Source organism: Streptomyces sp. So13.3 (assembly GCF_005860785.2).
Taxonomy (GTDB): Bacteria; Actinomycetota; Actinomycetes; order Streptomycetales; family Streptomycetaceae; genus Actinacidiphila; species Actinacidiphila fildesensis.
The window spans coordinates 378,163-402,950 of record NZ_CP048835.1 but is presented as its reverse complement, the minus strand read 5'-3'; the positions used below and the strand labels follow the sequence as shown (position 1 = coordinate 402,950).

Genomic DNA, 24,788 nt, shown 5'->3' with positions numbered 1-24,788 from the left:
GACGCGTCAGAGGTTCCGGACTCCGATGACCCCGCGGCCCCGAAGGGGGACGCGACTCCCAAGGGGCCGGCCTCCCCGCCGGGCAGGGCGTAGCGCCCGGACGCGTGAAATTCCACCTCGACGCCGTGTTGTGCGTGCCCATCGCCTATGCCCCCGGTCTACTTTCGGTCCGTCCGTCCCCTCAGTCTCGGAGGCTCTATGGACTGGTCCCGGCCCATGCTCGCGGCGAGCGGCAGGCGATTCCTGGCAGTGGTCCCACTGCTCGGAGCAGCGGCCCCGCTGCTCCTCGGATGCTCGTCAGGTGGTGGCAACGACAGCCCCTCCGGCGGGACGTCCGCCACTTCGGAGGAGTCTCTCGACCCGAACGCAACCCCACCGGTGGAGGGCTCGGAAGAGTCCAGCGAGGGTCAAAAAGAACTGCGAAGCCGAACGGCGGCTTCAAGGACGGTCCCAAACCGTCCGCCAAATTCTCCGGGCAGTGGCCCAACCCGGTCAATGTGGATGTGAATAACACCACCGGAGCCGCCTACGAAGCGCAGTTGGAGTTCCATGACTGCACCCCCGGGCAGCCGGCCCAGTCGGTGAGTAGACACATCTCGGTGGCGCCGGGGGCGAGCTACTTCGACGAATTCCATCTCGCCGCCACTGCACCGCGCATTACGCACACTATGTGCGGCACCCTGGTCCAGGACGGCGGCGGCCCCGTCACCACGTTCAGCGATCCGATCCATCCGCCCTCGTCCGCCCCGCCCGTACCCTCTGACACCCCCGACAGCCCCGATACCCCGGACAGCCCCGACACCCCCGATACCCCCGATGTCTCCGAAGGACCCGCGACGTCCGACGCGAGCACACCCTGAGCCCGGCCGATCCGGCCCCCGAGCCGGCCCCCGTCCCGGACCCTGCCCCGGCCCCTGTTCCCGACCCGGGCGCCGATCCCGGCACCGGCGGGAACGGGGGCGATGCCGGTGAGCCCGAAGCGGGTCCTTCACCCTGGGCCGGTTGGCTGGGTACGCTCACCACGCTGGTCGCACCCACCACGCTCATCGGGGCGCTGCTGCTCTACTTCGGTTTCGCCTACACCGACGCGCTGTACGAGCAGTTCGGGATCGACGCGGCCACCCTGGGCTTCTCCACCCAGGACTACGCCCTGCGCAGTGGCGGCGCGCTCTTCCTGCCCATCGGGGCGGCGCTGGTCGTCGGATTGCTGGGGGTGCTCGCGTACTACCTGGTCGCGTCACTCGGCCGGTCGGACGCGCCCACCCCGCCGTACGTCCGTTGGGCTTCGCTCGCCGTGATCGCGTGCGGGCTGCTGCTCTTCCTCGTCGGGCTGCTCTGCGGGTTCGATGTGCTCTACGCCGGCTCGCTGGGGACACCGCTGTTCCTGGGCGGTGGTCTGGTGGTGCTGATGTACGGGAGACTGCTCCTCGTCAAGATTTCCGGCGGCCGGTACCCGGTCCTACGGGAGAAGGCCGCGCTGGCCATCGTTGCCGCGCTGATCGTGCTCTCGTCGTTCTGGACGGTGAACATCTATGCCCAGGACCATGGCAAAAGCGACGCTGCTTATCTGACGGACCGTCTGTGGCTCAGACCGCAGGTGGTGCTCGACACCACCGAGCGGCTGTACTTCCAGTACCCGGGAGTGCAGGAGACCGTCCTTCCCGAGGGCACACCGCAGCAACACTTCAGGTTCCGCTACCGGGGACTGCGCTTGCTTGCCCAGTCCGGCGACCGGATGTTCATCATTCCGCAGTCCTGGACTGTGGATCGCGGAAACGTGCTGATCATCCCGTTGGACGCCAACGTCCGGGTCTCCTTCCGACCCGGCTGAGCCACGGAAGACTCCGCCGGTTGTGGTCAGGTCCCAGCACCCGCTCAGTTCTTCACCCGTCGGTGCACGGGGATGTCGCGGGTAGTTCCACAGTGATGCGGATCCCGCCGGCAGAGCGCGGGGTGAGGGTGAGGGTTCCGTCGTGTGCCTGGGTGATGGTTTTGACGATGGCCAGGCCCAGACCGACGCCTGTCCGGGCGGTGTGGATGCGCTCAGTACCGCGCTGGAAGGGTTCGGTGAACGTCGAGACCAGGTGCGGCGAGAGCTGCTCGCCGGTGTTTTCGACGGTGAGTACCACGGTGTTGGGGCCGACGCTGGTGTGGACCCATACGCTGCCGTGTTCCGGCAGGTTGTGGACGATCGCGTTCTGTACGAGGTTCGTGGTCAGCTGCAGCAGGAGTGCCGGCGATCCGTTCGCCGGGGCGACGTCGCCGCTGGTTTCGAGGGTGACGCCATGCTTCTCCGCGAGGGGGAGGAGTGTCTCGGTGGCTCCTTCCGCCATGAGGGACAGGTCGACCGGTTCTCGGGTGAAGGACCTCTGACCGGCGCGGCTGAGCAGGAGCAGTGCCTCGGTGAGGTCGATGGCTCGGGTGTTGACGGCGTGGAGGCGGTCGACGAGTTCACCGGTGTCGTGGTTCGGATCGGTGCGGGCCACGTCGAGCAGTGCCTTCGAGATCGCCAGCGGGGTGCGCAACTCGTGGGAGGCGTTGGCTGCGAATCTCTGCTGTTCGGCGTTGTGCTCTTCGAGACGCGCGAGCATGGCGTCGAAGGCGTCGGCGAGTTCGCGGAACTCGTCCTTGCTGCCCGGTAGCCGGATCCGGTGAGAAAGTGATCCGTTCGTGGCCATGCGGGTGGCGTGTGTGATGCGGGTCAGGGGGGCGAGCATGTGGCCGGCGAGGATCCACCCTCCTACGAGGCCGAACACCAGCAGGATCGCCAGTACTGCGGCCGCTCTCGGCGCGAAGACGTTAAGGAGGCCGGACCGGATGGGAAAGACACCATGCGTGGGCTTGTCATCAGGGTTGATGAGCATCGCACGGTCCGGGACATAACGGAGGAGGAAAACCCACACGGCCGCGAGCAGCAAGGCACCGGCCACCATGAGGAATCCGGCGTAGCTGAGGGTGAGTTTGAGGCGAACGCTCATCCCAGGTGCCCTATCCACGGTCTTCTCCTCCGTGGACGGCCCCGGGTTGCGTGTCGATGCGGTAGCCGACGCCTGGCACGGTGGTGATGATCCAGGGTTCGCCGAGGCGTTTGCGCAGGGCCGAGACCGTGATGCGTACGGCGTTGGTGAACGGGTCCGCGTTCTCGTCCCACGCGCGTTCCAGGAGATCCTCGGCGCTGACGACACCGCCTTCGGCGGCGACGAGGACTTCGAGCACGGCGAATTGCTTGCGGGTGAGCGCGACGTAGCGGTCGTCGCGGTAGATCTCGCGGCGGAACGGATCCAGGCGCAAACCTGAGATCTCTCGTACGGGAGGCCTGGTGTGCGCACGCCTGCGGTCGAGTGCTCTGAGCCTGAGCACGAGTTCCTGTAGTTCGAACGGTTTCGTGAGGTAGTCGTCGGCGCCGAGTCCGAAGCCGGAGGCCTTGTCGTCGAGACGGTCGGCGGCGGTGAGCATCAGGATCGGCATGCCGCTGCCGGAGGCGACGATGCGTTTGGCGATCTCGTCGCCGGACGGTCCGGGGATGTCGCGGTCGAGGACGGCGATGTCGTAGGTGTTGATGCCCAGCAGCTCCTGAGCGGTGTCGCCGTCCCCCGCGATGTCGGCGGCGATCGCTTCCAGGCGTAGACCATCGCGGATGGCTTCTGCCAGGTAGGGCTCGTCCTCGACGATCAGCACACGCATGTTCTTCAGGCTACGGGTCGGCGCATATCGTCGGCGTATCGAAATCCGCATACGTGCGGGCAACACCGCGCCGCCTTGACTGGCGGTATGAGCCGAACCCCACCAACAGCGGAGACAGCGCAGGACAGCCCGGGGGATACCCGCGCGACAGGTACCGGAACGGGTGTTCCGGCGGCCGGCACGGGCGGGACCTGGCGCGCGGGCGTTCGCCGGGCGATCCTTCCCCGAGTTCTCCGTTGGGCTCGAGCAGGGGATGCCCCATTCGGCTTCCGGGCGGGGTTCTGGAAGCGCGGCCTGGTGCTCGCGGCACTGGCGCTGCTCCTCGGCCTGCTCATGCTGCTGCACGCGAAGATCCCGAATCGGACCGTGGGACTCGGCAGCCTGGTGGAGACCTTCCTGCCATGGTTCGGCGGGTTCATCCCGCTGCTGCTGGCCGGTGCGCTGTGGCGCCGCTCCGCCTCTGCGGTGGTCGCGCTGCTGCTGCCGGTGACGGTGTGGCTGACCCTCTTCGGCGGGATGCTGGTCGACAAGTCCCACGACGGCAGTGACCTCACCGTGGTGAGCCACAACGTCGGCGCCGACAACCCCGACCCGGCCGGCACCGCCCGCGACCTGGCCGCCTCCGGTGCGGACCTGCTGGCACTGGAGGAGTTCACACCGCAGGCCCTGAACACGTACGAGAAGGAACTGGCGAAGCCGTACCCCCACCACACGGTGCGGGGAACGGTCGGACTGTGGAGCAAGCTGCCACTGTCCGACACCCGGCCGGTCGACATCGAGACGGACTACGGTCCGCTGGGGGACACCAAGCCGATGGAGGTCAAGATGGCCTACAACCGGGCGCTGCGCACCACGGTGAGCACCGACCACGGGCCGTTGGCGGTGTACGTGGCCCACCTGGGGTCCGTGCGGGTGAATCCCAGGGCGGGCTTTTGGACAGGCTCGCGGGACAGAGGCGCGCAGGCACTCGGCAAGGCCATCGCCGCCGAGCGGAACGAGCGGGTGGTGCTGCTCGGCGACTTGAACGGCACCATCGACGACCGAGCGTTCGCCGGCATCACCTCGCAGCTGCGCTCGGTCCAGGACGCGGCCGGGGACGGCTTCGGCTTCAGCTGGCCGGCGAACTTCCCGGTGGCGCGGATCGACCAGATCCTGGTCCGCGGTGTCCAGCCGAGAAGTTCGTGGTCACTGCCGGCCACCGGCAGTGACCACCTGCCGGTGGCGGCCGGCATCAGCTGGTCGACCGGCAGGGGGCGGGCGTGAGGCCGACCGTCGGGCCGATCAGCGCGGCCGAGCACCTGGAGTTCGTGCGGGCCCAGCGGTCGGTCAGCTTCCTGCAGACCCCGGCATGGGGCCGCGTCAAGACCGAGTGGCGCAGCGAGTCCCTCGGCTGGTTCGACGGTCGGCGGCTGGTCGGTGCCGGGCTCGTCCTGCACCGACCGGTGCCGCGGTTCGAGCGCTTCACGCTGGCCTATCTGCCCGAGGGCCCGGTCATCGACTGGGCCGGCGACATCGACGCGTGGCTCGACCCGCTGGCGGCGTACCTCAAGGCGCACGGCGCGTTCGCGATCCGGCTCGGCCCGCCGGTGTGCACGGACTCCTGGAGCGCGGCCCAGATCAAGGAGGGTATCGCCGACCCGGGCGTCCAGCGGCTGACCGAGCTGCGGAGTCAGGGGGATGGCCAGGTCGGCGCCCACGTGACCAGCCGGCTCAGGGATGCCGGCTGGCTGCCGCAGAGCCCGGAGGACGGGTTCGGGGTCGGGCATCCGCAGTTCAAGTACGAGGTTCCGCTGGCCGGCAGGACCGAGGGCGACGTGCTCAGGGGCATGAACCAGCAGTGGCGCCGCAACATCAAGAAAGCGGCCAAGGAGGGAGTCGAGGTCACGGTCGGTGAGGACCTGAAAGCATTTCACGACCTCTACATCCACACCGCTGAGCGCGACCGCTTCAGGCCCCGGCCGCTGCGCTACTTCGAGACCATGTTCGCGGCGCTGAGCGCCGAGGACCCCGAGCGGATCAAGCTCTATCTGGCGCACCACCAGGGCGATCCGGTCGCCGCCGCCATCCTGGTCCGCGTAGGCGCCCGCGCCTGGTACTCCTACGGCGCCTCCTCCACCGGGAAGCGCGAGGTCCGCGGCTCCAACGCCTGCCAGTGGGCGATGATCCGCGACGCGCTGGCGGCCGGATGCGACGTCTACGACCTGCGCGGCGTCACCCCCACCCTCGACGCCGACGACCCGCACGTCGGACTGATCCAGTTCAAGGTCGGCACCGGCGGTCAGGCGGTGAGATACGTCGGCGAGTGGGACCTGCCGCTACGGCCGATGGTCTACCGGGCTTTCGATCTCTATATGAGGCGCGGGCGATGAGTCCGCATCTCAGGCGAGCGCGGCGGCGACCATGTCGAGGTGCGCCCCGCGGGAGGCCTTGATGAGCACCACATCGCCGGCGACGACGTGGCCGCGCAGCCAGTGGACGGCCGCGTCGTTGTCGGCCGGCACCGCCGCCCGCGCTCGACGTGCTCGCCGGTGAAGGCGACGAAGAGGCCGCCCGGCTCGACCTGCCGGCCGTCGAGCACGGCCGGCGCGGTCACCGTCACGGAGCTGTCGCCCTGGACCCTCCCGCCGACGACCTCGGCGATCTCGCCGAGGCTGAGCGGGATCATGACCGCGCGGCGCGGGGGCCGCCGAGCGGGAGCAGGCCGGCAGGGCAGAGGCTGCGGGAGGCTGTTTCGTCGAAGGGCATTCCTTCATTGAAGGCCGGGTGGTGTATCGCCGGCATATCGAAAACCCCATACGTTCCGGCAACGTCACACTGCCTTGACTGGAGGCATGACCCACAGCGAACCGGCCCACATCACCATTTACGGGTGTGGCCCGGATGAGGCCGTTCTGTTCCGAGAGCTGGCGCCGCGCTTCGGCGTAACGCTGACCATCACGGACGCACCGGTGTCCGAAGCCAATAGTGAACTGGCATCCGGATGCCGATGCATCAGCGTCGGCCACAAGACTCAGGTCACCAACGCCACTCTTCTCGCGCTTGGCCAAGCCGGCGTGACGTACCTCTCCACGCGGAGCATCGGCTGCAACCATATCGATGTGGAGTACGCGGACAGCATCGGCATTTCAGTGGAAAACGTCAGCTACTCGGCAGACAGTGTGGCCGACTACACGTTGATGTTGATGCTGATGGCACTTCGGGACATGAAATCCATCATCCGCCGCTCGGACCTGCACGACTACCGATTGAGTGACGTGCGCGGGAAAGAGCTACGTGATCTGACCGTCGGGGTGATCGGCACCGGCCGCATCGGCGCAGCGGTCATGGACAGACTACGGGGTTTCGGCGGCCGAATCCTTGCCCATGACAATCGTCCCACGGCCGTTGCCGACTACGTTCCGCTCGATGAATTGCTGCGGCGGAGCGATGTGGTCACACTCCATGCACCGCTCAACGCGGATACGCACCATCTGCTGAATCGGCAGCGTATGGAGCTGATGAAGCACGGTGCGCTGATTGTCAACACCGGGCGTGGTGCGCTGATCGATACCGAGGCCCTTGTGCAGGCATTGGAAAGCGGCAGGTTGGGCGGTGCGGCGTTGGATGTCCTCGAAGGAGAGGAAGGAATATTCTACGCCGACCGCCGGGACAGACCCATGGAGAGCAAACCGCTATTGCGGCTGCAAGAGCTGCCGAATGTGGTCATCAGTCCGCACACCGCCTACTACACGGACCACGCCCTGAGCGACACGGTGGAAAACTCCCTCACCAACTGTCTGGCATTCGAAAGAAGGAATCAGCATGGCTAGGTTGAAGGTCGGAATCATCTTCGGGGGACGGTCCGAAGAGCACCCCATCTCCGTCAAGTCCGCGCGAGAGGTGGCACGACACCTCGATATCGAAAAGTATGAGCCCTTCTACATCGGGATCACGAAGAGCGGTGCCTGGAAGCTCGGTGACGGGCCCGACGCGGATTGGGAGAACGGCAACTGCCGCCCTGCTGTGCTGTCACCGGACAGCAGCGTGCACGGACTGCTGGTCCAGGAGCAGGGGCGATACGAGACGATCCGCCTGGACGTCGTGTTGCCCGTTCTGCATGGCACACTCGGCGAAGATGGCGCGATGCAGGGTCTGCTGGAGCTCTCCGGCATCCCCTACGTCGGCTGCGACGTCCAGAGTTCTGTTCTGTGCATGGACAAATCCCTTGCCTACATCGTCGCCGGAAGCGCGGGAATCGCCACGCCGAACTTCTGGACCATCACGGCGGACGAAAAGATCGATCCCGGCCGGCTCACCTATCCGGTCTTCGTGAAGCCGGCCCGTTCGGGGTCGTCCTTCGGCGTCACCAAGGTATCCCGGGAAGGAGAACTCCTGAGTGCGGTGGACGTCGCACGGCAGTACGACTCGAAGGTCTTGATCGAAGAGGCTGTCGTCGGCAGCGAGATCGGATGCGCCATCCTGGGGAACGATCAGGATCTGGTCGCGGGCGAGGTGGATCAAATCGCTCTCTCCCACGGCTTCTTCAGGATCCATCAGGAGGACCAGCCGGAGACCGGTTCCGACAACTCAGCGGTCATCGTTCCCGCCGCCATCCCGGAAGAGTCACGATTGCTCGTTCAGGAGACGGCAAAGGCCGTATACCGCGCCTTGGGATGCAGGGGACTGTCGCGGGTGGACATGTTCCTCAAGGACGATGGAGAAGTGGTCCTCAACGAGGTCAACACCTTGCCAGGCCTGACCTCGTACAGTCGCTATCCGAGAATGATGGCGGCCGCAGGGTTGCCACTTTCCGAGGTGATCGACCGGACGGTGTCTCTGGCATTGGCGGGAAAAAGGCGATGAAGGCTGACTTCGTCTTTGTGGACGAGCTTGCGTCCGGAATACGCTGGGACGCCAAGTACGCCACGTGGGAGAACTTCACCGGTAAACCGGTGGACGGGTATATGGCAAATCGAGTTGTCGGTACGAGGGATTTGTGCGCAGCCCTGGAACGAGCGCGGGAGAAGGCCCAATCCCTTGGGTTCGGTCTGCTTCTCTGGGACGGTTATCGCCCCCAGCGCGCCGTCGACTGCTTTCTGCGCTGGTCGAAGCTTCCGGAGGACGGCCGGACGAAGTCACGACACTATCCGAACATCGGCAGGGCCGAGATGTTCGAGAGGGGATATGTGGCCGCGAAGTCGGGCCACAGCCGGGGCAGCACCGTTGACCTCACCCTCTACGACTTGTCCACCGGTGAACTCGCTCCCATGGGCGGCGACCATGACTTGATGGACGACATCTCACATCATGGAGCAAAAGAGATCGGACACGTCGAAGCGAGAAACCGTCAGAACCTTCTCTCCATCATGGAGGCCAGCGGTTTCAGCGCCTACGATTACGAGTGGTGGCATTACACTCTCCAGGACGAACCTTATCCCGACACCTATTTTGATTTCCCCATCGCGTAGTTCGTCCGGGCCGACAGGGCCGACGGATTTCGGACGCAGCGCACTAGGACAGGGTCCGGACGACCACGGACGCCGCTTCCGCGATGAGCTTGTTGTCATAGGGGGCGTCTGCTGTGCCGCGATTGGTCATGATCGCCATGACGATGGGCGCGGCGTTGGGGGGCCACACCACGGCGATGTCGTTGCGGACGGCGTAGACACCGCCTCCGCCGGTCTTGTCACCGACTGTCCAGCCTTTGGGGACGCCGGCCCTGATGAGCTCGTCGCCGGTGGTGTTGGTCCGCAGCCACTGCGCGAGCTGTGCGCGCTCGTCCTTGCCGAGCGCGTCTCCGAGGACGAAGGCCCGCAGGTTGGCGGCCCATGCGCGGGGTGTGGTGGTGTCCCGTGTGGCGCCGGGGGTCCATTCGTTGAGTTCCGGCTCGCGGCGCTCCACCCGGGTTGCAGTGTCGCCTGCCTCGGCGAGAGCGGCCGCCAGGCCCTTCGGCCCACCGAGCGCAGCGAACAGAAGGTTGGCCGCGGTGTTGTCGCTGTAGCGGACGGCGGCGTCACACAGCTCACGCAGAGTCATCCCGGTCTCGACGTGCTTCGCGGTGACCGGAGAGTTGCTCAGCAGGTCGGCCCGGGAGTACTTGACCACCTTGCCCATGCCGTTCAGGGAGTACTTGCGCAGGACGGCAGCGGCGGCGAACGCCTTGAACGTGGAGGCATAGGCGAACCGTTCCGTATCCCGGTAGGCCACTTCCCTCCCGTTGCCGGTGTTCACCGCGTAGATCCCCAGTCGTGCATCGTATGTGCGCTCGAGCCGCTGGAAATCGCCGGCGGACGGCTTCCCGGCCGGATCCGGCCGGGAAGCCGTGGTGGACGGAGCCGGTGAAGCCGGGGTATCGCCAGAGCCGCAAGCTGCCAGCGGGAGGACGGTGAGCACGGCGAGTCCGCCGAGAACGGCACGTCGCGCACGGGTGTACGGCATGGTCAAACCTCCGACAAGCGTGCTGCGATTTCCAAGGGAACAGGTGAATGCCCAGTGCTGTGACGACCGGTCGTCGAGGCGGTTGCCGCGGCGGACATCACCCGTTGAGGCCGAGTAGTTCAGCCGGGTCCTCCCGTGGCCGGGCGCGGTCGGCAGCCATGGCCAGGGCATCCAGCACGGGTCGGACGAGCGGGTGCTGCTCCGCTCCGCGCCGGACCGCCGCGAACACCCGGCGGGTGGGTGGATCCCCGGCGACCGGTAGCACCACAACCTCCGGCAGATCCACTCCGCGCAGCGCGGAGCGCGGCACCAGAGCCACCCCCGCTCCGGCCCCGGCAAGGGCGGCAACGGCCCTGAAATCGTCCGAGGAGTGCGTCACGCGGGGCTGGAAGCCGGCGAATTCGCAGGCCAGCATGACCACCTCATGGCAGGGGTTGCCGGGGTAGGGGCCGATCCACGGTTCCTCCGCGAGATCGGCGACCCTGACACTGGCACTGTCGGCGAGCCGGTGGCTTCGCGGCAGGACCGCGTCGAAGGGCTCCGCGTAGAGCGGGACCCTCGACAGCCGCTCGTCGTCCTCGCGTGGCGCGCCCCGGTACTCGACCGCCACGGCCAGGTCGGCGTGCCCGTCCAGCACCATGGTCAGGCTGGCGTCGCCCTCGGCGTCGCGCACCCGGAGCCTGATGCCGGGATGGCTGGTGCCCAACTCCGTCATCGCCGGGGCGACCACGGTGGCGATCCCGGTGGCGAAGGACGCCACCGTCACCTCGCCGGCGTGCCCTGCCGCGTAGGCGGCGAGCTCGGCCTCGGCCCGCTCCAGCTGGGCCAGCACGGTGTTGCCGTGCGCGGCCAGGATCTCCCCCGCCGCCGTCAGCCGGACCCCGCGGCCGTCGCGGACCAGCAGCTGGTGACCGACCTCCTGTTCGAGGGCGGCCAGCTGCTGCGAGACAGCGGAGGGAGTCAGATACAGCGCGGCAGCCGCGGCGGTCAGCGTCCTGTGGTCCGCCACGGCCCGCAACGTGCGCAGTCTGCGGGTGTCGATCACCCGGTCATTCTGCCAGTGCCGCTCGCGCGGCCGAGAAGGCGGCCACCGCGCGCTCCACGTCCGGCGCCGAGTGGGCCGCGGACAGCTGGACCCGGATCCGGGCCTTGCCGTGCGGGACCACCGGGTAGGAGAACCCCACCGCGTAGATGCCGTGCTCCAGGAGCTGGTCGGCGATGCGTCCGGCCTGCTCGGCGTCGCCGATCATCACCGGGGCGATCGGGTGGTCGCCCGGCAGGATCTCGAAGCCCTCCTCGGTCATCCGTCGCCGGAACAGTTCCGTGTTGGCGTAGAGGCGGGCCCGCAGCGCGGCGCCCTCGCCGGTGGTGTCGTCCTCCAGCAGGTCCAGGACCTTGATGGAGGCGGCCGCGATCACCGGGGCCAGCGAGTTGGAGAACAGGTAGGGGCGGGAGCGCTGCCGCAGCAGCTCCACGATCTCCGCCCGGGCCGCCACGTAGCCGCCGGACGCGCCGCCGAGCGCCTTGCCCAGCGTCCCGGTGACGATGTCGACCCGGTCCATCACGCCATGCAGCTCCGGGGTGCCGCGCCCGCCAGGGCCGACGAAGCCCACCGCGTGCGAGTCGTCGACCATGACCATCGCGCCGTAGCGCTCCGCCAGATCGCAGATCTCCTCCAGCGGGGCCACATAGCCGTCCATCGAGAACACGCCGTCGGTGACGACGAGCGTGCGCCGTGCTCCGGCGGCCTCCTTCAGCCGCTGCTCCAGGTCAGCCATGTCGCGGTTGGCGTAGCGGAAGCGGCGTGCCTTGGACAGCCGGATGCCGTCGATGATGCTGGCGTGGTTCAGCGCGTCCGAGATCACCGCGTCGCGTTCGTCCAGCAGCGTTTCGAACACGCCTCCGTTGGCGTCGAAGCAGGAGCTGTAGAGGATGGTGTCCTCCATGCCGAGGAAGCGCGACAGGCGGGCCTCCAGCTCCTTGTGCACCTCCTGCGTTCCGCAGATGAAGCGCACCGAGGCCATGCCGTAGCCCCAGCGGTCGAGTGCCGACTTGGCGGCGGCCACGACCTCGGGGTTGTCGGCGAGGCCCAGGTAGTTGTTGGCGCAGAAGTTCAGCACCTCCCCGGGGCGTCCGCCCGCGGTGACGTCGACCGAGGCGCTCTGCGGGGTGCCGATGACCCGCTCGGGCTTGTGCAGCCCGGCCGAGCGGATCTCATCGAGGGTGGCACGGAGGTCCTCGCGGACGGCGTCGAGCATGATGGGGTCTCTCCTTGTTCCTGCGGAGGTCTGATGGTGCGCGGGCTGGTTCCGGCGGAGGCCGCTGGAGCGGGAGCTAGGCGGTCCAGTCGAGGATGACCTTGCCGCAGCGGCCCCCGGCGGCGTCGTCGAAAGCGGCGTCGAAGTCCTTGTACGAGTAGCGGCCGGTGATCACCGGGCTCAGGTCGAGCCCGCCTTCCAGCAGCACCGACATGGCGTACCAGGTCTCGAACATCTCCCGGCCGTAGATGCCCTTGAGGGTGATCATCGAGGTGACGATCCGGGCGAAGTCGACCGGGAACTCCTCGGCCGGCAGGCCCAGCATGGCGATCCGTCCGCCGTGGGTCATGTTGGCGATCATGTCGCGCAGCGCCTCGGGCCGTCCCGACATCTCCAGCCCGACGTCGAAGCCCTCGCGCAAACCGAGCCTGCGCTGCCCGTCCGCGATGGTGGAGCTGCTGACGTCCAGAGCCAGGCTCACGCCGACCTTCTCGGCCAGCTCCAGCCGGAACGGGCTGACGTCGGTGATCATCACCTGTCGGGCTCCGGCGTGCCGGGCGACCGCTGCGGCCATGATGCCGATGGGCCCGGCCCCGGTGATGAGTACGTCCTCGCCCACGAGCGGGAACGACAGCGCGGTGTGAACGGCGTTGCCGAAGGGGTCGAAGATCGCCGCGACGTCCAGGTCCACCGGTACCCGGTGCACCCACACATTGGTTGCCGGCAGCGTCACGTACTCGGCGAACGCCCCGTCGCGCCCGATGCCCAGGCCCACCGTGCTGCGACACAGGTGCCGCCGTCCGGCCAGGCAGTTGCGGCACTTTCCGCAGATGAGGTGGCCTTCACCGCTGACCAGGTCGCCCGGGGCCAAGTCGGCGACGCCGGCGGCGACTTCCACGATCTCGCCGACGAACTCGTGGCCCAGCACCAGCGGGGTCCGCACGGCCTGCTGCGCCCAGCCGTCGTAGTCGCGGATGTGCAGGTCGGTGCCGCAGATACCGGTGCGGAGCACCTTGATGAGCACTTCGCCGGGTCCGACTTCGGGCTCCGGCACGTCCATCAGCCACAGACCCGGTTCTGCCTTCGCCTTGACCAGTGCCTTCACGGCGGAGCCCCTCGGAATCGGTACGACGCGCATCCGCCGCGAGCACGGCGGAGACCCCAAACCTTGCCGTCCGCCCTGCCCATCGGTCCATCGATGGTTTCTTATGCGGGTCCACAGCTCAGCTTCACAATCACGGCATGATCACTGAGGGTGCCGGGCCTGGTCGTTTCCACGAAACCAGGCGAGAACGATGGTCGCCGTGGACGAACCGGGGCTGATTCCCGGGGTCTACTTTGGGCGAATGGACGAATTGCACGACATCGGGAGTTGGCTGCGGGAGCGGCTGCCGCAGCTGTTGGCCGAGCACGGTGTGCCAGGGGCTGCCGTGGCCATCGGCGCGGGCGCGAAGACGGTCGAAGTGGCCGCCGGGGTACTGAGTACCGCGACGGGGGTGGAGGCGACGGTCGACTCGGTGTTCCAGATCGGGTCGATCACCAAAGTGCTCACCGCGACGTTGGTGATGCAGCTGGTCGGCGAAGGCAGAGTAGCTCTCGACGCTCCGGTGCGGACCTACCTTCCCGGGTTCCGGGAGGCAACCGTGCGGCAACTGCTGTGCCACACCTCCGGTTTCGAAGGGGATGTCTTCACCGACACCGGCAAGGGCGACGACTGCCTGGCCACGTACGTGGACCTGCTGGACGAGGTGCCGCAGAACTTCGAGCCCGGCATGATGTTCTCCTGCAACAACGCGGGCTACTGCGTGCTGGGACGCATCGTCGAGGTCGTGCGGGGCAAGCCCTTCGACGCGTGCATGCGTGATCACCTGTTCACGCCGCTGGGCATGACGCACGCGGCGAACGACCCGTACGAAGCGATCGTCCACCGCGCGGTGGTGGGCCATCTCGACGGGAAGCCGTCCGCGGTCTGGGCGATGGCCCGCTCGAACGCGCCGGCGGGGTCGATGCTCGCGATGACTCCCCGCGATCTGCTGGCCTTCGCCCGGACGCACCTCGCGGAGGACGACCTACAGGCCATGCGGCAGCCGCAGGTCGCGCTGCCGGACATCGGCTGGGGCACGGCCTGGGGCCTGGGCTGGGAGCTCTACGGCCTACCGGGCGGCCTGGTCTTCGGTCATGACGGCAACACCATCGGCCAGTCGGCGGTCCTGCGCGTCGTGCCCGGCCGCGACCTGGCAGTGGCGATCTTCACCAACGGCGGTGACCCCAAGCCGCTGCGGAAGGAGATCCTCGGCCGCATCCTGGAGCTGCCCGGGGACCCGGTCCCGGACCCGGCAGTCCGCCTGAACGCGCGGCGCTGCGTCGGCACCTATCTGTCGAGCACGGGCGAGACCAGGGTGGGTGAGGACGAGCAGGGCAGGCTCTGGCTCGAGCATGTGCCCCTCGGCATCACGGCGGAGCTCGGTGACGAGAGTTACCGCACGGAATTGGTCGCCTGGCGCGGCGATTCCCTCCTCCCCGTCGAGCCCGGCCATGGACCGGTGGCGTTCCTGGGCGACGACGGCGAGGGGCGGGCACGCTACCTGCACACGGGTCGCGCCGACGTTCGTTCGTCCGGACGAACGCGGGGCTGAACACTCGCCGTCCCGGACGAACAGCGCACGCGCCGCGGCCCTCAATATCGGCGAATGGATGTGCGCAAGAGTTTGACGCTCCGGGACCTGTCGGTCGAGATCCGGCGTGGCGACCCGGGAGCGGTGAGGCGGCTGCCCGTGGCGTCCTCGCGGCTGCCGTCGGCGAGCGGGGTGCGGCCCCAGTGGGCGATGGAGGCGATGCGCACGCCGAGGCGGTGCAAGGTCGAAAAGAGCTCGGTGGAGGCGCCGACGCCGGGGGCGCTCTCGAGCGCGAGCACCAGAGCGAGCTTGTCCTGGACAAGGGCGGCGTCGATGTCCGCGCCGGTGAGGCACAGCGCGACCTGATCGGCGTTCTCCTCGGCCCGGACGTGGACACACTCGATCATCCGCAGCGTCTGCCGCAGCGCACCCTCAGGTTGGTACGGCGCGTCGATGAACACGGGCAGTACCTGCAGGTCGATTCCTCCCGCTTGCAGCTGCGGCAGCCAGCGCTCCCTGAAGAAGGATCCCCAGCGCTTCGGGGGCCGGGCGGCGACTGCCGTCAACAGATCGTTGTGGGCGTCGGCGACGACAGCGCGACGGTGCAGCTCCTCGAACATCAGCGGCCTTTCCGGGCAAGGGGATGAGGGTCGGATCCGGAGAGTAGGCCCCCTTCGAGCTGCACGATTGGTGTCGACGGATGAAACGGAACTCCGGTTCTTGAAGCGCGGCACCACTCCGTGGCAGCGGTCCGGACCCGAGGGCAAGGACTTCATGCGTCCGCCCGCACGGCCGGGGAGTGCTGACGCTTCGTCACCCCTTGAGGGGTATACGGATGTCAGGCGGCGCATCGCAGTGCGGCGCGGCGGGATCGTCGCTCTCCTGCGGCAACAAGGCTGCTGCGGCTGCCGAATGGGCCCACCGGGACGCCGCCGACGTCCGTGAACCTGCCCCTGCCGAGGTGGCCGGCGAGAGACGGCGTCGTCGGCCTGTGCACTCGGGCGATCTTGGAGTTCTCGGAGTGGCGTGGACCACAGAGACGTTTCTCACAGGCCGATCTGCCCGAAAAAGGTAGATAACTCCTGAAGTGGAGTGCAAAAGTACTCACTTGGACATGAAGTGATGAAGTGACTCATTTCATATGCTCCGTGGCATTCGATCATCCTGCGTAGAAAGGTGCGTACTGTGACCGCTTATCTGTGCCCTCCCGCGGTGATACACGGCGAGCATGCCGTGGAGACCAGCCAGATCCTGGCGGAAGTACGTGACCGGCATCAGCACGCGCCGTGGCTGCCGCGGATCGACGGCATCGCGGCCAGTACCGGCATCGCTTCCCGCGGGTGGATGGTGCCGTTGGCCACCGCCGTCGCGTCCAGCGCCGGGAGCGGCCTGCGGACCCCGGGCGTCGCACCGGCCCGGCAGGCACTGATCCGCGACGGATTCAGCGAGCAGGAAGTGGACCGCGCGATCAGCGCGCTCGAGGCGATACCGGCGCCGCAGACCGTGCAGGAGCGCACCGCGCCCGCCTGGGAAGCCGTGCAGGCGTACGGGGAGCGGGCAGCGCGCGGGGCACTGCAGATCGCAGGGCTGGACGCCGCCGACGTCGACTGCCTGATCACCAGCCACTCGACCACCCCGGCTCTGCCGGGACTGGACATAGCGGTGGCCGACCGGCTGTCGCTACGCGATGACGCGCTTCTCCTCCCGGCCACGCAGTGGGCGTGCATCGCGGGGACCCGCTCCCTCGCGCTGGCGGCCGACCTGGTGGCCGCGGACCCCGACCGGGTGGTTCTGGTCGTGATATCGGAGGCGCTGAGCACCACCTACCAGCCCGCGGACGACACCCTGGAGTCCTTGATCGTCCGGCTGCTGTTCGCGGACACCGCCGTCGCCGCGGTGGTCACCGGCCGCCCCAGGCCGCAGTCGGTGCTGCGGCTGGACGCGGCCTGGCACCACACCCTGCCCGGCACCCGGGACCTGCACCGGCTGGACACCCGTGCCGACGGCACGCACTTCGTCATGGACCGGCGCGGGCCGCGCGCCGTACAGGACACGGTCGTCGCGATGTGGGAGTGGCTGCGCCTCCGTCACCAGGACGACGCCAACCCCTGGCATCCCGATCTCCTGCTCGCGCACCCCGGCGGGACCCGCGTGCTGGAGTACATGGAACAGACGATGCCCGACGGGTGGCCGACCGACGTCCTGGCCTACAGCCGCGACAGCTACACCAGCGGCAACCGCGGCGGTGCGGCCGTGTTCGACATCCTGCGACGCGCGCACGACGCCGGCCAGAGCGCGGGAAGCCGTACCGTGCTCTTCGCGGCGGCGCCCGGACTCACGGCCACGGCCGTCGAGGCGGAGTGGCTCTAGGTGTACTGACCCCCCGGTGGTGCTACCTCGCGAGTTCCGCCCAGACGACCTTGCCGGTGTCGGTCCACCGCACCCCCCAGCGGGTGGTGAGCTTGTGGACGACGCGCAGGCCGCGCCCGCTGTCGTCGAGCAGGCCACCGCGGCCCAGCCGCGGCCGGCCGTTGCTGGTGTCACCGACCTCACACAGCAGGCTGTGACCGGTCTTGATCAGCCGCACCGTGATGGGACCGGTGGCGAAGCGGACGGCGTTGGTGACCAGCTCGCTGATCACCAGCAGCGCGCTGTCGCGCGGGGCGCTCTTGGCGTGCCATTGCCGTAGGACGGCAGAGGCCAGCGTGCGGGCCCGGGCGGCGGCGTCGTCGCGCGCCGGCAGACGCCAGGCCGCGGTGTCCCGTTTACGACGCCCGGCCATGCGGGCGAGCAACAAGGTCACGTCGTCGCGCAGGCGGCTTCGCGAGGCGAACTCGACGACCAGGCTCCTCGCGACCTGCTGCAGGTCGTCCCAGGGATGCACCTTGCTCACCGCGTCCGTCAGCCGGTCGATGCCCTCGTCGATCGAGACCGCCGGATCCTCCACCAGACCGTCGGTGTAGAGCGCGAGCAAGGACCCGGGGGGAGCGGCGAAGGTGTGCACATCGAACGGCTCCCGCAAGGCGAAGGCGGTACCCAGGCCAGGATGGGGGTGCGTCGCGAGAGTCCTGGCGGACCCGTCGGGGAGGACGAGGATCGGCGGGAGATGGCCCGCGCTGGACGTGACCACCTGATGGCCGACCGGATCGTAGACCGCGATGCAGCAGGTCGACCCGAGCGCGCTGTAGCCGGCCGCCAGGCCGGCGTCCGCGTCGTCCAGGAGCGTGACGGTCTCGTCCAGATGCGCCAGCACCTCATCGGGCGCCAGCCCCGCCGACAGCAGCGCCCGGGCCTCCATGCTCAACTGGCCCATGGCTGCCGCGGCCCCCAGACCGTGCCCGACGACATCGCCGACCACGAGTGCGGTACGGCCGTCCGGCAGGGGAAAGCTGTTCACCCAGTCACCGCCGACGCCCGCGCTGTCGGGGGTGGTGGGCTGGTAGACGCTGGCGACCTCGATGGTGTCGCTGCCGGCGCGCGGCAGCAGCCGGCGCTGCAGCGCCAGTACCTGAGCGTGCTCGCGCTGGTGCTGGCGGGCCAGATCGACATGGTGGGCGGTCCTGGCCACCAGCTCCTGCAGATCCAGCAACTCGCTGTCGTGGAAGGGGCGGTCCGGCCGCCGCCAGACCTCCGCCACGCCCAGCACGATGGGCGGTGCGCCATCGGAGCCTTCCAGGACCAGCGGTATGCAGGCCACACTCGCCGGCCGGTCGACGGGGACCAGAGCACGCACCAGTCGCGGATCGCCGAGCACCCGCTCGATCGCCTCCCGATCGGGAATGACGAGGGCCTGCGCGACGTCGTCACGCGTGACCGCGAGGGACAGCAGACGGCTCGCCTCGTTGGGAAGGTTGTCGCCGGGCGTCAGATAGCCCTCGGGCCAGGCCCTGTCCGGCATAAGAGCAGCCCGCCGCAGCCGGATGCGCCCCTGAGCCTGCTCGGTGACGGCCTCGCCCGTCCACACGGCGTAATCGAGGTCGACGGCGGCCACGTCTCCCCAGACCAGCAACGACTGGGCCAGGGACTGCGCCGTCTCACCGATGTCCAGCGACGTCCCGATGGCGGTCTCGGAAGCGTACAGATGCAACCTCTTGGCCATGGCGATCAGGGAGACGGTCAGGCCCTCCTGGGGCGCCGCGGCGGGCAGGATGCTCATGGATACCACCAGCTCCGACCCGTCGTCCCGCCGCAGACGCTGGACCCGGGCGACGTGCGCCTCCCCTGTCTCGATGACCTGCCGCAACCGCCGGATGACCGTCGGGATGTCGCCGGGAGGCAGCAGATCGGCGAACGCCGCTCCGACGGTGACCCCCAGCCCATCGAAGGCGGGGGCGTCCAGGTTGCAGCGAGTGATTCTCAGTTCCCGGTCCAGATTGACGGCGCCGAGGATCTGCTCCTGGCCGGTGGTCGCGCGGTCGCCGTTCGGTGACCGAGGATCGGAGTGGTCGCCCTGCGGGGCGGCGGGATCGGCTGCGGCTGCCGGTCCGTCCCGCGGAATGTAGTCCCCCAGGGCACGGCTGACCTGCTCGAACGGCGACGAGGGCAAGGGGGATGATGTGGAGTCCATGCGGCTCTCTCAGCTCGCTCGCCGACCCCGGCACATGACCGGAGGCGTACCCGAGTCTCTCGTGCGGTGAAGCCCCGAGATCCCCTACGCACACCCATTGAATAACACTCGCGCCCTCTTCGCCTGCAAGGGCAGATCGCGCGATGAGAGCGGACGGTCACAGAGCGTATCCGCACACGTCCGCCGTGGGCTGGCGGTCACCCGCCCGGCGGTCGACGACGGCCGCGCTCTGCCGCCCCGGCGGCAGAGCGCGGGTGCACGAGCAGGGTGACGTCAGATCTGGTCGGCGAGGTCTGCCACGGCCTCGGCGCAGCCCCACGACAGAGTGACACCCGCACCGCCATGGCCGTAACAGGCGATCACGGGGACGGGAAAACCGTCGACGTGTTCCAGGCGAATGGTGTCGCGGGCCGGGCGGAGCCCCGTGGCGCGCGAGAGAACGGGCAGCCCGGCCAGCGCGGGCATGAGGGAGACCACCCGGCGAAGGATCGCCTGCTCGATCTCGGCCACGGGTTCCGTGGCCCATGAGCCGACCTGCGCCACGCCGCCGCAGACGATGTCTTCACGGCGGGGAACGATGTAGGTCAGGCCCCCGGGGTTCTCGGTGTCAGTGATCCACTCGGTGATTCCCGGGTTGGCCAGGCGGACGATCTGCCCTTGGACGGGATACATCGAATCGTCGTCGAGGAGGGCTCCGGAACCCATCCCGGCGGCGACGACCACCAGGTCGGCATCGCCGGCGAGGTCGTCGACGGCCGTGACCTTGCGCTCGACGAACGTCACCCCGAGGCCCGTGCAGCGCTTCTCCAGCCACGGAAGGTAGTGCGGCATGGATATGACGGGCACGGTCGCCCGCACCCCCGCCACCGCGCCGGAGGGCAGCTCGTCCGCGGCGGCCTCGTGGTGGAGGGGGACCGCATCGGTCCATGAGCGGTCCTCCCCGACGTGTCGCTCGACCACGAGGCCTTCCCGGAGATCGACACCGGCGGCACGGTCGGTGGAAAGCTGCTCGAACCGCGCGCGGGCCGCGAGCAACCAGCCCATCAGCGACGGCGATGTCCCGCTCCGGTAGGGAAACCACACGGCCGCCGCGACGCTGGACACGCTCTCCTCCGCCCGCTGATCAGCGATCACCGTGACGGCATGGCCGCGCAGGGCCAGATCGTGGGCGATGCTCAGACCGACGATCCCCGCTCCCACGACGTTGACACGTTTCGACACCACCGCGGCACCCCCAATGCCTCGAATCCGATACGGACTTCACTGCGCGATGTTCCTCGTCGTCGCGCTCAAGTCACTGCCGCTCGCCGCAGCCGGCCGCGTGATCACGATATCTTCCGGGCCGGGGACACGCTTGTTCTTCCAGATCTTGTCGGCCACGCTCGCCAACAGGTCGTCGATCTCGGGGTCCGCAGCCTTTCACCACAGCGTTCCGCGGCGGCCGAGGTCAGGGTCCGCCTGGGGTGAAGGTGCCGAGGGGCAGTTCCAACTCGATCCAGACCACCTTGCCGTGGCGGGTGGCGCGGCTGCCCCAGCGGTGGGCGAGTTCATTGACCAGGTGCATACCGCGGCCGCCCTCGTCCTCCTCGGAGACGCGGCGCACCCGGGGTACCTGGTTGTCGGTGTCGGCCACTTCGAGCGTGAGGACCCGGTCGCGGAAGAGCCGTAGCTCGGTGGGCATTCCGGTGTGCAGCAGGGCGTTGCTGACGAGCTCACTGACCAGCAGTTCGGCGACCTCGCTGAGCGACTGCAGCCCCCAGGAGCACAGCCTCGCCCGGGTGAACCTCCGGGCCTCGCCCACCACGGCCATGTCGCCGGACAGCGGCAGCATGGCGATCCAGTCGTCACGTACCGGCATTGCCCGCGCCATGATGATGGCGATGTCATCCTCGCTGTCCTTGGCCGACAGCGCGTCGAGCACGGCGTCGCAGCTGGCCTCCAGGGACGGTCCGCGGTTGGCCACGGCCTGCGAGAGCAGCAGCATCCCCTCGTCGAGGTCCCGGTCGCGCCGTTCGATCAGTCCGTCGGTGTAGAGCACCAGAACACCGTCCTCGGGGAGGGTGATCTCCACGTTCTCGAAGGCAACGCCGCCGACACCGAGCGGGACGCCGGGGGGCAGGTCGATCAGCCGCGTGGACCCGTTCGGGTCCTGCACCACGGGTGGCGGATGTCCGGCGCAGGCGATGATGCAGCTGCGGTCGACGGGATCGAACACCGCGCACACACAGGTCGTGAACTGCCCGTCCCCGATCGCCGACGCCGTCTCGTCCAGGCGCCGGAGCACCCGGTCCGGGGACATGTCCAAGGTGATCAGCGTGCGGGCCGCGGTGCGCAGCTGGCCCATGGTGGCGGCGGCGCGGATGCCGTGGCCCATCACGTCGCCGACGATCAGGGCGACCCGTCCACACGACAGCGGCACGACGTCGAACCAGTCGCCGCCGACCTCGCTGACGACGCTGCTCGGCAGGTAGCGGTAGGCGATCTCCAGGCCCGGTGTGAGGTGGACCTCCTGCGGCAGCAGGCTGCGCTGGAGGGTGAGCACGGTGTCGCGTTCACGCCGGTAGAGGCGCGCGTTGTCGATGCAGACCGCGGCGCGGGCCGCCAGCTCTTCGGCGAGCGCGACATCGGCCACCGTGAAGGGCTCCGGATTGCGCATCCGGATGAACTCGGCCCCGCCGAGCACCACACCGCGGGCGGGCAGCGGCACCATCAGATACGAGTGGACGCCCGCGTCGAGGCCCGGCTGGACGCGGTCGGGGTGCGCCACGATCCGGCGCAGGGCGGCCTCGTCCACCTGCGCCACCAGGATGGACCGGCCGGTGCGCAGGCTCTCGGCGTAGAGCTTGGCCGACCGGGAGGTCCCGCCGACCTCGTCGGCCGCCCCGATCATGCCCGACTCGTTGACCTCGCCGACCGCGACAGCACGCAGCAGAACCCTTCCGTCGGTCGGTGACGTCGTCTGGTCGCCCTCCTCGTCCCCGCCCTGGACGACCGATTCCAGCAGGTCGACCGTGGCGAAGTCCGCGAACCGCGGGATCACCAGCTCCACCAGTTCTTCCGCGGTCCGCTGCAGGTCGAGTGTGGTCCCGATCCGGGAGCTGGCGTCGTTGAGCAGTGCCAGCCGCTCCTGCGCGGCGTGGGCCTCCTCCAGCGCCTGCTGGCGGGCCTTGGACGCGTCCCGCTCACGGGTGTAGAGCAGGGCGTTGTCGATCGAAACCGCGGCACGGGCCGCCAGCTCTCCGGCGAGTGCCAGATCTTCCTCGTCGTAGGGCCGGTCGGTGATGGTCCGGTAGAACGAGACCACTCCGACCACCGCGTCGCGTGCGATCAGCGGAACCACCATGAAACTGCGGAGACCCTGCTCGCGCGACGCGGCGTTCCTGATCGGATCCTCGGCGAACCAGCTCAGCCCCTCTTCGTCCATCCGGGGTACCAGCACGGGCCGACGGTGCGCCAGGCTCCAGGCGTACGGCGTGGTGGGATGGAACCGGTGGACGTCGCCGACCGGGGCCACCGGCACCATCCCCGCACCGTCGGTGGTGTGGAAGGCCAGGCGGCGCAGGAGCGCCGACCGGTCGGGCGGGCCGGGGACCTCCTCGCCGCGCAGCAGAGCGTCCACGACCTCGACCACGACCGTGTCGGCGAGCGTCGGAGTGGCGACCTCGGCCAGTTCGCGCGCTGTCTGCGTCAGGTCCAGCGTGGTGCCGATGCGGGCGGACGCCGCATTGATCAGCGCGAGCCGCTCACGGGCCGCGTTGGCCTGGCGCAGCGCCTGTTGCCGGGACTCCCCGGTCTCGTGCTCCCGCCGGTAGAGCAGGGCGTTGTCGACGGCCACCGCGGCCCGGGAGGTCAGCTCGTCACCCAGCGTGACATCGTCCTCGCCGAACGCCTCCATGCCGCCGCGCCGCGAGTACACGACCATGCCCAGTACGGCCCCGCGCACGACCAGCGGAGTCACCCGCACCGTCCGGGACACCCGGGTCTGGTAGGCGTGGACCCGTTCGGCGGCCTCAACCGGGGCGAGCGGGGGGAGATCCACCGAGGGCACGATGACCGTCCGGTGCGTCGCCATCGCCTCGGCGTACGGCGAATCCCGCGGCACCCGGTGGACCGCGTCGACCGGCAGGTCCCGTACCGGATAGCCGGGGTCGGAGCTGGCGATCGCGAGGCGGCGGACCTGCTCCGCCCCGTCGGGTGCCGAGGAATCCGCGTTCTGCCCGGTGATCAGGCGCTCGAGGACGAAGACGCCGCTCACATCGGCCAGCCGGGGGACCATGGTGTCGGCGAGTTCCTGCGCGGTCCGTCCCAGATCGAGTGTGGTGCCGATCCGAGACGTGGCGTCGACGAGCACTTCGAGCCGTTCACGCGCTGTGGCGGCCCGCGACTCGGCCTGGAAGCGCTCGGTGACCTCGATGATCGTGGAGCTCACCCCGAGGATCCGACCGGTCCGTTCCTCCAGCCGGAAGTAGGAGGCCGACCAGGCACGTTCCTTCGAGGGGTCCGCGGGCGTGATGCCGTGGGACCGGGCGTCCACGACCGGTTCGCCGGTCTCCAGCACCTGCCGCATCACCGCCTCGATCTCCTCCCCGTTGAGCCCCGGCAGCACCTCGGTCAGGCGCCGGCCCAGATGCTGATCCGCGGGCAGGCCGTTGATCCGGGCGAGGGCGTCGTTGAGCCGTACGAAGCGCAGGTCGGTGTCGTAGACGGCCATGCCGACGGGTGACTGCGTGAAGAAACTGTCGAGGACGGCCAGGTCGGACTCGATGCGGCGGATCTCCCTGACGTCCGATGCCACGGCGAGGACGAGGGGACGGCCGGACTCGGTCGGGATGGGATGGGTACGGAACTCCAGGTTCACCGAGTGGCCGTCACGGTGCTTCACGGGGAAGACCCCGGACCACGCCTCGCCGCCCAGAATGCCGGCGAAGAGGTCCATGACGCGCGGCTGCTGTTCCACGTCCACGAGCAGGTGGGAGGCGAAGGCGCCGACGGCCTCCTCGGCTGTGTAGCCGAGCAGCACCTCGGCGTCGGCGCTCCAGTGAATGATGCGTCCGTCGTCCTGGATCAGCGCTGTGGCGATGGGAATGAACAGCAGGCCGCGTGACAGCGCCTCGCCGCCCGCCGCGTCGCGTCCCACGTCCGCACCAGTCGTCGGCCCGTCCATTTGCCTCTCGATTGCATGGTCAGGAGACCGCCCGGAGGTCATTTTTCCGCTCTGCCATCTTCCCACGTCCGCCGCCGCTCGCT

General features: G+C 68.8%; 19 protein-coding genes and 2 pseudogenes. 9 read left to right on the top strand and 12 right to left on the bottom strand.

The features are described from left to right. Positions 1-503: 503 nt before the first annotated feature. Both C8250_RS01905 and C8250_RS01900 read left to right on the top strand, forming a co-directional pair. Complete coding sequence (locus tag C8250_RS01905; protein ID WP_138351796.1) at positions 504-860, top strand: hypothetical protein; 357 nt, start codon at positions 504-506, stop codon at positions 858-860. A 353-nt stretch (positions 861-1,213) separates the two neighbouring features. Beyond that, positions 1,214-1,831 (top strand): hypothetical protein, encoded by a 618-nt coding sequence (locus tag C8250_RS01900; protein WP_138351795.1) that lies wholly within the window; start codon positions 1,214-1,216, stop codon positions 1,829-1,831. A 52-nt stretch (positions 1,832-1,883) separates the two neighbouring features. Here C8250_RS01900 and C8250_RS01895 read toward each other — a convergent pair whose 3' ends face one another. Next, positions 1,884-2,978 carry a HAMP domain-containing sensor histidine kinase gene (locus C8250_RS01895; protein WP_138351794.1) on the bottom strand — a complete coding sequence of 365 codons (1,095 nt, stop codon included), beginning with the start codon at positions 2,976-2,978 and terminating at the stop codon, positions 1,884-1,886. Between the two features lie 10 nt (positions 2,979-2,988). Next, complete coding sequence (locus tag C8250_RS01890) at positions 2,989-3,684, bottom strand: response regulator transcription factor (protein WP_138351793.1); 696 nt, start codon at positions 3,682-3,684, stop codon at positions 2,989-2,991. An 87-nt stretch (positions 3,685-3,771) separates the two neighbouring features. On the opposite strand from C8250_RS01890, the gene C8250_RS01885 reads away from it, so the two are divergent. Beyond that, positions 3,772-4,947 carry an endonuclease/exonuclease/phosphatase family protein gene (locus C8250_RS01885; RefSeq protein WP_138351792.1) on the top strand — a complete coding sequence of 392 codons (1,176 nt, stop codon included), beginning with the start codon at positions 3,772-3,774 and terminating at the stop codon, positions 4,945-4,947. Continuing rightward, the gene (locus C8250_RS01880; RefSeq protein ID WP_187144696.1) at positions 4,944-6,053 is read left to right on the top strand and encodes a peptidoglycan bridge formation glycyltransferase FemA/FemB family protein; all 1,110 of its coding nucleotides are present in this window, start codon (positions 4,944-4,946) and stop codon (positions 6,051-6,053) included. Before C8250_RS01885 ends, C8250_RS01880 begins: the two co-directional genes overlap by 4 nt. Before the next feature lie 9 nt (positions 6,054-6,062). On the opposite strand, the gene C8250_RS44410 is transcribed toward C8250_RS01880, so the two are convergent. Together C8250_RS44410 and C8250_RS43230 are read right to left on the bottom strand one after the other, a co-directional pair. Further along, positions 6,063-6,185, bottom strand: coding sequence for a hypothetical protein (locus C8250_RS44410; protein WP_269287348.1), 123 nt, complete (start codon positions 6,183-6,185; stop codon positions 6,063-6,065). 11 nt (positions 6,186-6,196) lie between these two features. Then, positions 6,197-6,349: pseudogene (locus C8250_RS43230) on the bottom strand (UDP-N-acetylmuramoyl-tripeptide--D-alanyl-D-alanine ligase); the annotation flags it as partial. A gap of 166 nt (positions 6,350-6,515) precedes the next feature. Here C8250_RS43230 and C8250_RS01875 point away from each other — a divergent pair. Genes C8250_RS01875 through vanX form a run of 3 tightly spaced genes read left to right on the top strand, consistent with a single transcriptional unit; the run spans position 6,516 to position 9,131 of the window. Continuing rightward, a complete protein-coding gene (locus C8250_RS01875; protein ID WP_138351790.1) occupies positions 6,516-7,493 on the top strand; it encodes a D-isomer specific 2-hydroxyacid dehydrogenase family protein in 978 nt (325 codons plus the stop codon). Beyond that, positions 7,486-8,526, top strand: coding sequence for a D-alanine--(R)-lactate ligase VanA-Sc (gene vanA-Sc, locus C8250_RS01870; RefSeq protein ID WP_138351789.1), 1,041 nt, complete (start codon positions 7,486-7,488; stop codon positions 8,524-8,526). The genes C8250_RS01875 and vanA-Sc overlap by 8 nt, the downstream gene beginning before the upstream one ends. Beyond that, positions 8,523-9,131, top strand: coding sequence for a D-Ala-D-Ala dipeptidase VanX (vanX, locus tag C8250_RS01865; protein ID WP_138351788.1), 609 nt, complete (start codon positions 8,523-8,525; stop codon positions 9,129-9,131). Before vanA-Sc ends, vanX begins: the two co-directional genes overlap by 4 nt. Before the next feature lie 43 nt (positions 9,132-9,174). Here the strand turns inward: vanX and bla are convergent, their stop codons facing one another. The 4 genes from bla to tdh form a co-directional block, all read right to left on the bottom strand. Next, complete coding sequence (bla, locus tag C8250_RS01860) at positions 9,175-10,101, bottom strand: class A beta-lactamase (RefSeq protein WP_138351787.1); 927 nt, start codon at positions 10,099-10,101, stop codon at positions 9,175-9,177. Positions 10,102-10,198: 97 nt separating this feature from the next. Continuing rightward, on the bottom strand, positions 10,199-11,146 hold the full coding sequence (locus C8250_RS01855) for a LysR family transcriptional regulator (RefSeq protein ID WP_138351786.1): 948 nt from the start codon (positions 11,144-11,146) through the stop codon (positions 10,199-10,201). 4 nt (positions 11,147-11,150) lie between these two features. Then, positions 11,151-12,359 carry a glycine C-acetyltransferase gene (locus C8250_RS01850; protein ID WP_138351785.1) on the bottom strand — a complete coding sequence of 403 codons (1,209 nt, stop codon included), beginning with the start codon at positions 12,357-12,359 and terminating at the stop codon, positions 11,151-11,153. A 76-nt stretch (positions 12,360-12,435) separates the two neighbouring features. Continuing rightward, positions 12,436-13,464 (bottom strand): L-threonine 3-dehydrogenase, encoded by a 1,029-nt coding sequence (gene tdh / locus C8250_RS01845; protein WP_138351784.1) that lies wholly within the window; start codon positions 13,462-13,464, stop codon positions 12,436-12,438. A gap of 241 nt (positions 13,465-13,705) precedes the next feature. On the opposite strand from tdh, the gene C8250_RS01840 reads away from it, so the two are divergent. Next, a complete protein-coding gene (locus tag C8250_RS01840; RefSeq protein ID WP_138351783.1) occupies positions 13,706-14,995 on the top strand; it encodes a serine hydrolase domain-containing protein in 1,290 nt (429 codons plus the stop codon). A gap of 113 nt (positions 14,996-15,108) precedes the next feature. Here the strand turns inward: C8250_RS01840 and C8250_RS01835 are convergent. Then, a pseudogene (locus tag C8250_RS01835) lies at positions 15,109-15,594 on the bottom strand (membrane dipeptidase); the annotation flags it as partial. A 565-nt stretch (positions 15,595-16,159) separates the two neighbouring features. Here C8250_RS01835 and C8250_RS01830 point away from each other — a divergent pair. Then, positions 16,160-17,344, top strand: a complete 1,185-nt coding sequence (locus C8250_RS01830; protein WP_138351782.1) for a type III polyketide synthase — start codon at positions 16,160-16,162, stop codon at positions 17,342-17,344. 22 nt (positions 17,345-17,366) lie between these two features. Here the strand turns inward: C8250_RS01830 and C8250_RS01825 are convergent, their stop codons facing one another. The 3 genes from C8250_RS01825 to C8250_RS01815 all read right to left on the bottom strand — a co-directional run bounded on the left by C8250_RS01825 (position 17,367) and on the right by C8250_RS01815 (position 24,678). Beyond that, on the bottom strand, positions 17,367-19,541 hold the full coding sequence (locus C8250_RS01825) for a SpoIIE family protein phosphatase (RefSeq protein WP_138351781.1): 2,175 nt from the start codon (positions 19,539-19,541) through the stop codon (positions 17,367-17,369). 273 nt (positions 19,542-19,814) lie between these two features. Beyond that, the gene (locus C8250_RS01820; protein WP_198358507.1) at positions 19,815-20,762 is read right to left on the bottom strand and encodes an FAD-dependent oxidoreductase; all 948 of its coding nucleotides are present in this window, start codon (positions 20,760-20,762) and stop codon (positions 19,815-19,817) included. Positions 20,763-20,988: 226 nt separating this feature from the next. Continuing rightward, positions 20,989-24,678 carry a SpoIIE family protein phosphatase gene (locus tag C8250_RS01815; RefSeq protein ID WP_187144694.1) on the bottom strand — a complete coding sequence of 1,230 codons (3,690 nt, stop codon included), beginning with the start codon at positions 24,676-24,678 and terminating at the stop codon, positions 20,989-20,991. Positions 24,679-24,788: the final 110 nt, after the last annotated feature.

Coding starts and splice junctions, on each gene's coding strand:
- bla (WP_138351787.1), bottom strand. CDS start 10,101: ATGCCGTACACCCGTGCGCGACGTGCCGTTCTCGGCGGACTCGCCGTG.
- C8250_RS01825 (WP_138351781.1), bottom strand. CDS start 19,541: ATGGACTCCACATCATCCCCCTTGCCCTCGTCGCCGTTCGAGCAGGTC.
- C8250_RS01895 (WP_138351794.1), bottom strand. CDS start 2,978: ATGAGCGTTCGCCTCAAACTCACCCTCAGCTACGCCGGATTCCTCATG.
- vanA-Sc (WP_138351789.1), top strand. CDS start 7,486: ATGGCTAGGTTGAAGGTCGGAATCATCTTCGGGGGACGGTCCGAAGAG.
- C8250_RS01875 (WP_138351790.1), top strand. CDS start 6,516: ATGACCCACAGCGAACCGGCCCACATCACCATTTACGGGTGTGGCCCG.
- C8250_RS01890 (WP_138351793.1), bottom strand. CDS start 3,684: ATGCGTGTGCTGATCGTCGAGGACGAGCCCTACCTGGCAGAAGCCATC.
- C8250_RS01850 (WP_138351785.1), bottom strand. CDS start 12,359: ATGCTCGACGCCGTCCGCGAGGACCTCCGTGCCACCCTCGATGAGATC.
- C8250_RS01840 (WP_138351783.1), top strand. CDS start 13,706: ATGGACGAATTGCACGACATCGGGAGTTGGCTGCGGGAGCGGCTGCCG.
- C8250_RS01885 (WP_138351792.1), top strand. CDS start 3,772: ATGAGCCGAACCCCACCAACAGCGGAGACAGCGCAGGACAGCCCGGGG.
- vanX (WP_138351788.1), top strand. CDS start 8,523: ATGAAGGCTGACTTCGTCTTTGTGGACGAGCTTGCGTCCGGAATACGC.